Source organism: Mesorhizobium sp. M7A.F.Ca.CA.004.12.1.1 (assembly GCF_003997835.1).
Classification (GTDB): domain Bacteria; phylum Pseudomonadota; class Alphaproteobacteria; order Rhizobiales; family Rhizobiaceae; genus Mesorhizobium.
The window spans coordinates 1-5,881 of sequence record NZ_RZRK01000374.1 but is presented as its reverse complement, the minus strand read 5'-3'; the positions used below and the strand labels follow the sequence as shown (position 1 = coordinate 5,881).

The window sequence follows — 5,881 nt, the reverse complement described above, 5'->3', positions numbered from 1 at the left end:
GCGTTGAAGCGGCTCGGCCTCGCGCGCGGCAAGGGCACGCAGGACATGGCCATCGGTGGCGGCCGCGATTTCCCCGCCGATCCGGACGCCTGGTGCGCGTCATTCGCCGCCGAGCATGGCCTGCCGGTCGAGCGCGCGCGCACACTTCTGCAGCGCTATGGCACGTCGGCCAGGGATTTCGTTTCGCACCCCGCGGGCGAACAGATGCTGCCGCAGTCGGACTATTCGGCAAGCGAAATCGGGCGCATCATCGAGCGCGAACAGATCGAGTGCCTTGCCGACCTGTTCCTGCGCCGCACCACCATCGCCATTTCGGGCGGTCTCAGTTTCGACCTCATCAACGCCGTTCTCGACATGCTGGCGGCGCACAAGGGCTGGAGCGCCAGCGAGGCCGCCACCGAGCGCTCGACCTTCCTCGCCTTGCTGGCCGACCGGCACGGCATCGATCTCCAGACGCATCAAAGGAGCGCCCTATGCGCATAAACAAGAAAGTCCGCATGAACCGGCTGTTCGGTGGCGGCCGCTGCCTCGACGTAGCCATCGATCACGGTGTCTGCAACGAGCCGAGCTTCCTTGCCGGGCTGGAAGACATGGCCGGTGTGGTCAATCAGCTGGTCAAGGCCGGCCCCGACGCCATCCAGATGAACTACGGCCAGGCCGATCTGCTGCAGGCCGTGCCTGGCAAGGACAAGCCGGCGCTGGTGATGCGCATCGACATGGGCAATCCCTATAACAGGATACGCCACCGGGCGATGTGGGCGGTGCTGCAGAATGAAGCCGAGCCCTTGCTTGGCGCCATCGAGATGGATGCGGCTTGCGTCGTGGTCAATCTGTTCATGCTGCCCGACGAACCCGACCTGTTCCGGCAATGCGTGCAGAACATCGCCCGCGTGCGCGCCGATTGCGAGAAATACGGCCTGCCGCTGATGATCGAGCCGCTGGCCATGCTGCCGGTCACTGAGCATGGCGGCTACATGGTCGACGGCGATGCCGAAAAGATCGTCACCTTGACCCGGCTTGCCCGTGAAATGGGTGCCGATATCGTCAAGGCCGATCCGACCACCGATCCCAACGACTTCCACCGCGTCGTCGAGGCGGCGCGCTGCCCGGTGCTGGTGCGCGGCGGCGGCAAGGAGGATCTGCGTGCCGTGTTCGACAAGTCGGCCGCCTTGATGGCACAGGGTGCGCTTGGCATGGTCTATGGCCGCAACATCTACCAGCATGCCAACCCGAGCGCTGTCGTGCGCGGGCTGATGGCGATCATTCATGACGATGCCGATGGCGGCGTGGCCTGGGATCTGTACAACCAGGCATAGGCTGCGGCCTCGGGAGGCGCCAATGGCAAGCTACATCCTCGGCCTCGATGCCGGCAACACCGTCATCAAGGCCATCCTCTTCGACTTGTCCGGCCGCGAACTGGCATTCGCCGCCCGTGACGGCCGCTCGTCCATGCCAAAGCCCGGGCATGTCGAACGCGATCTCGACGAACTCTGGCGCAACGCGGTTTCGGTCATCGGCCAATGCATCGCTGAAGCCGGCATCGACGCCGGCGAGATAGTCGCCATCGGCTGCGCCGGTCATGGCAACGGGCTCTACGCGCTCGATCGCACGGGCGCGCCATTGATCGGCATCCAGTCGCTCGACACACGCGCGGTCGACATCGTCGCCGAATGGGCAAAACAGAATGTCGGCGGCCGCACCTATGCACATTGCCTGCAACGGCCGTGGGCGGCGCAGACGCCTACCTTGCTTGCCTGGCTCAAGCGCTTTTCGCCGGCTTTGTTCGCCAGTATCGGAACTGTGTTCCTGTGCAAGGATTTCGTCGTCAACCGCCTGACTGGTGCGCGCAGCAGCGACACTTCAGACATGTCGGGCTGCGGCCTGCTGCAGATGCAGGACCGCCGCTACGAGCCGGACCTGCTTGCCGCCTATGGGCTCGGCGATTGCATGGACCTGCTGCCGCCAGTGCTGGAATCGGCCGACATTGCCGGTCATGTGAGCGCGGAGGTGGCGGCCCTGACGGGACTGCGCGCCGGCACGCCGGTCGTCGCCGGGCTGTTCGATGTCGTCGCCAGCGCGGTCGGTTCGGGCGTGACCAGAACCGGCGCCGCATCGGTTATCGCAGGGACCTGGAGCATCAACCAGGTCATTACCGACGAACCGATCCGCGACCCTTCGATCTTCATGCTGTCGACTTTCGACCGCCAGCGCTATCTGGCGATCGAATCCAGTGCCACCTCGGCCGCCAATCTCGAATGGATCGTTCGCGAATTCCTCGAACATGGTGGCGAAGCCGGCAAGTCGCCGTTCGAATTGTGCAGCGAACTGGTGGCGTCCGTCGATCCGAACAGCGACATCCCGATCTATCATCCCTTCCTTTACGGCTCGCAGCAGAATGGCCATGCGCGCGCAGGCTTCTATGGCATCGCCGGCTGGCACAGCCGAGCCCATCTGCTGCGTGCGCTGTTCGAGGGCGTTGCCTTCGAGCATAAGCGCCATGTCGAGACCTTGCACAGAGCGGGCGCTGATTTCGACCAGGTGGTGCTGTCGGGCGGGGGCTCGCGCAGCAGCGTCTGGCCGCAGATATTCGCCGATGTGCTCGGCGTGCCCGTCACCGTGGCGCGCAGCCGCGAAACCGGCGCGCTGGGAGCGGCGATCGCGGCGGGCACCGGCGTCGGCATTTTCGCGGACTACAGCGCAGGTGCCGCCGCCATGACGGCGGCCGCCCGACATTTTGTACCCAACGAGGCGGTTGCCGATGCATATGCGGGACGGTATCGACTGTACGGCGAGATCAACCAGGCGATGACCCCGATGTGGGAGCGCATCGCCGGACAGCAGGCGCGCACGTGACCGAAGATCCACCGTCCCCGTTCGGCAATTACGATTACGTCATCGTCGGCGCCGGTTCCGCCGGCTGCGTGCTCGCCAACCGGCTCTCCGCCGATCCGCGCAACAATGTGCTGCTGCTCGAGGCCGGGGGCAGCGACCGCTATCACTGGGTCGATATCCCGATCGGCTATCTCTTCTGCATGGGCAACCCGCGCACCGACTGGATGATGAAGACCGAGCCGGAAGCCGGTCTCAATGGACGCAGCCTCAACTATCCGCGCGGCAAGGTGCTTGGCGGCTGTTCATCGATTAACGGCATGATCTACATGCGCGGCCAGGCAGCCGACTACGATGGCTGGCGTCAGGCCGGCAATGCCGACTGGGGCTGGGATGACGTGTTGCCCTATTTCCTCAAATCGGAAGACTATCACGGCGGCAAAGGCGCCATGCACGGGAGCGGCGGCGAGTGGCGGGTCGAACGGCAGCGGCTTTCATGGCCGATCCTTGACGCCTTCCGGGACGCGGCCGAGGAACTCGGCATTCCGCGCACCGAAGACTTCAACACCGGCACCAATGAAGGCTCGGGCTATTTCGAGGTCAACCAAAGGAAGGGCGTGCGCTGGAACACGTCGAAGGCGTTCCTGCGTGGTATAGCGGGGCGCAAGAACCTGCGCGTGGTGCTCGGCGCGGAGACCGAACGGCTCGAATTCGACGGCCGGCGCGTCACCGGATTGGTTTTCCGCCAAGGCGGCCGCCTGCACCAGGTCCGCGCTGGACAGACGATCCTTGCGGCCGGCGCCATCAACTCGCCGAAGCTGCTCGAGCTGTCGGGGGTGGGCCGCCCCGACCTGCTTTCGAGCATCGGCGTGGATGTTCGTCACGCCTTGCCGGGCGTTGGAGAAAATCTGCAGGACCATTTGCAGATCCGCACCGTCTTCAAGGTCGCCAACACCGCCACGCTCAACCAGCGCTACCACAATCTGGTCAGCCGTGCGTCGATGGGGCTGGAATACGCGCTCAAGCGCAGCGGGCCGCTGTCGATGGCGCCGAGCCAGCTCGGCATCTTCGCCAGGAGCGATCCGCGTCTCGCAACCCCCGATCTCGAATACCATGTGCAGCCGCTGAGCACCGACCGTCTGGGCGAGCCGCTGCATCGCTTTCCCGCGGTCACCGTCTCGGTCTGCAATCTGCGCCCCGAAAGCCGGGGCACCGTACATATGGGTTCATCCGACGCGCGGGAGGCGGCGAAGATCCGCCCGAACTATCTTTCCACCGAGGGAGACCGCAGCGTGGCCGTCGCGTCGTTGCGCCATGTCCGCAGCCTGATGAAGGCCCGGGCGGTGGCGCGCTTTGCGCCGGAAGAGATGCTGCCCGGCACGCAGTATAACAGCGATGAAGAGCTCATCCGCAAGGCCGGCGATATAGGCACGACGATCTTCCACCCCGTCGGCACCTGCAAGATGGGTTCGGATACGATGGCGGTGGTCGACGACGGCCTGCGTGTTCACGGGCTTGGCGGGCTGCGCGTGGTCGATGCCTCGATCATGCCGACAATCGTCTCAGGCAACACCAACTCGCCGGTCGTCATGATCGCGGAAAAGGCAGCCGAGATGATCCTGCAAGAGGCCCGCTGACCGCCATCGGCTTCAAGCCGCGGCAACACCGCGCGATCGCCGTCTCTCGGCCGCCGCGAGCAGATCGACGAAGGTGCGCACCTTGGCGGGCCGGAACCGGGCCGGCGGAAAGACCGCGTGGATGCCGCCTGACGGCAGGCTCCAGTCGGCAAACACCGGCACCAGCCGCCCCTCGGCGATATCGTCGCTGACGCTATAATCCGGAAAGACGCCGAGCCCGATGCCGACGAGCACGCAAGCCAGGGCGGCGGGGCTCTTGTCGCACATGATGACCGGATTGAGTTCGGTCAGCACCGTCTCAGTGTCCCTGGAAAACAGCCATTGGCCGATGCCTCGCAACTGGGTGTTGCCGACCCAGGCCAGCGATCTTGCCTGGCGCGGCGTCACGTCGGGCGGCAGGCTCGCCGCGAAGCCAGGGCTCGCCACCACGATCTGCCGGATCGTCCCCAGGCGCCGCGCCTGGTTCGAGGAATCGGTGAGCCAGCCGACGCGGATGCCGAGATCGATCTGCTCGTCCACCAGATTGCTGACGGCGTCGTCGAAGATCGCCTCGACGCGCATATGCGGGTAGGTTCTGAGATAGGCGGCCATGACCGGAGCCACGATCTTGGTGCCGTAGTCGAGTGGCGCCGTCAGCCTCAGCGTTCCGCTCGGTTCGACGGCTCCGCGCGAGATTTCGCCATAGGCCGCCTCCGCTTCGCGCAGGATGATCATCGCGCGGTCATAGAAGAGGCGGCCCTCTTCGGTCGGCGTGACACGCCGGGTCGTGCGCTGCAGCAGCGTTGCGCCCAGCTCCTCTTCGAGCTTGCCGATCTGATGGCTGACCACGGCCTTGGCGACGCCAAGCCGGTCGGCCGCGGCGGTGAATGAGCCGGTTTCCATGACCGTGGTGAAGTAGGCGAGCCGATTGAGGTTCAGAAGTTCGGCCAAGCTGGCTGCCCTTTGTATGATCAGATCAGACAGTTTGTATAATTGGGCGCCATTTATCGCAAGGCTGCCGTCTGCCACATATGAGCGACGGCCTCGACGAGTCCGGTGGCCGGGCAGGAATGGCAGCGACTATGAGCAATTCAGAAGTGACCTATCTTTTCGATCCGCTCTGCGGCTGGTGCTATGGCGCCACTCCGATGCTCGACCGGTTGTCGGCCGCCGGCCTGAACGTCGAACTGCTGCCGACCGGCCTGTTTTCCGGCGCCGGCGCGCGTCCGATGGATGAAGGCTTTGCGGCGCATGCCTGGGCGAACGACCAGCGCATCGAGCGCCTGACCGGACAATCCTTCACGCCGGCCTACCGGCACAATGTCCTCAATGTCCGTGGGACCCTGCTCGATTCACATGCCGCCACACTCGGCATCAGTGCCGCTGGCCTGGAAGATCCCAGCCGCCGGCTTGCGGTGCTGAAGACGATCCAGCAT

General features: G+C 65.0%; 5 protein-coding genes and 1 pseudogene. 5 read left to right on the top strand and 1 reads right to left on the bottom strand.

What is annotated here, in order from left to right; translation table 11 throughout:
- From EN984_RS19750 to EN984_RS19735, 4 genes are all read left to right on the top strand, one after another.
- The coding region (locus tag EN984_RS19750) for a glycerol-3-phosphate dehydrogenase C-terminal domain-containing protein (protein ID WP_281057321.1) at positions 1–483 on the top strand (483 nt) is incomplete at its 5' end.
- Entirely contained in the window at positions 474–1,316 is an 843-nt protein-coding gene (locus tag EN984_RS19745) for a class I fructose-bisphosphate aldolase (RefSeq protein WP_127270631.1), read from the top strand. The genes EN984_RS19750 and EN984_RS19745, both read left to right, overlap by 10 nt.
- Positions 1,317–1,338: 22 nt before the next feature.
- On the top strand, positions 1,339–2,853 hold the full coding sequence (locus EN984_RS19740; protein WP_127272425.1) for an FGGY-family carbohydrate kinase: 1,515 nt from the start codon (positions 1,339–1,341) through the stop codon (positions 2,851–2,853).
- Positions 2,850–4,466, top strand: coding sequence for a GMC family oxidoreductase (locus EN984_RS19735; protein WP_127269585.1), 1,617 nt, complete (start codon positions 2,850–2,852; stop codon positions 4,464–4,466). The genes EN984_RS19740 and EN984_RS19735 overlap by 4 nt, the downstream gene beginning before the upstream one ends.
- Before the next feature lie 12 nt (positions 4,467–4,478).
- On the opposite strand, the gene EN984_RS19730 is transcribed toward EN984_RS19735, so the two are convergent.
- Positions 4,479–5,396, bottom strand: coding sequence for a LysR family transcriptional regulator (locus tag EN984_RS19730; protein WP_127269586.1), 918 nt, complete (start codon positions 5,394–5,396; stop codon positions 4,479–4,481).
- Between the two features lie 131 nt (positions 5,397–5,527).
- Here EN984_RS19730 and EN984_RS19725 point away from each other — a divergent pair.
- A pseudogene (locus tag EN984_RS19725) lies at positions 5,528–5,881 on the top strand (DsbA family protein); the annotation flags it as partial.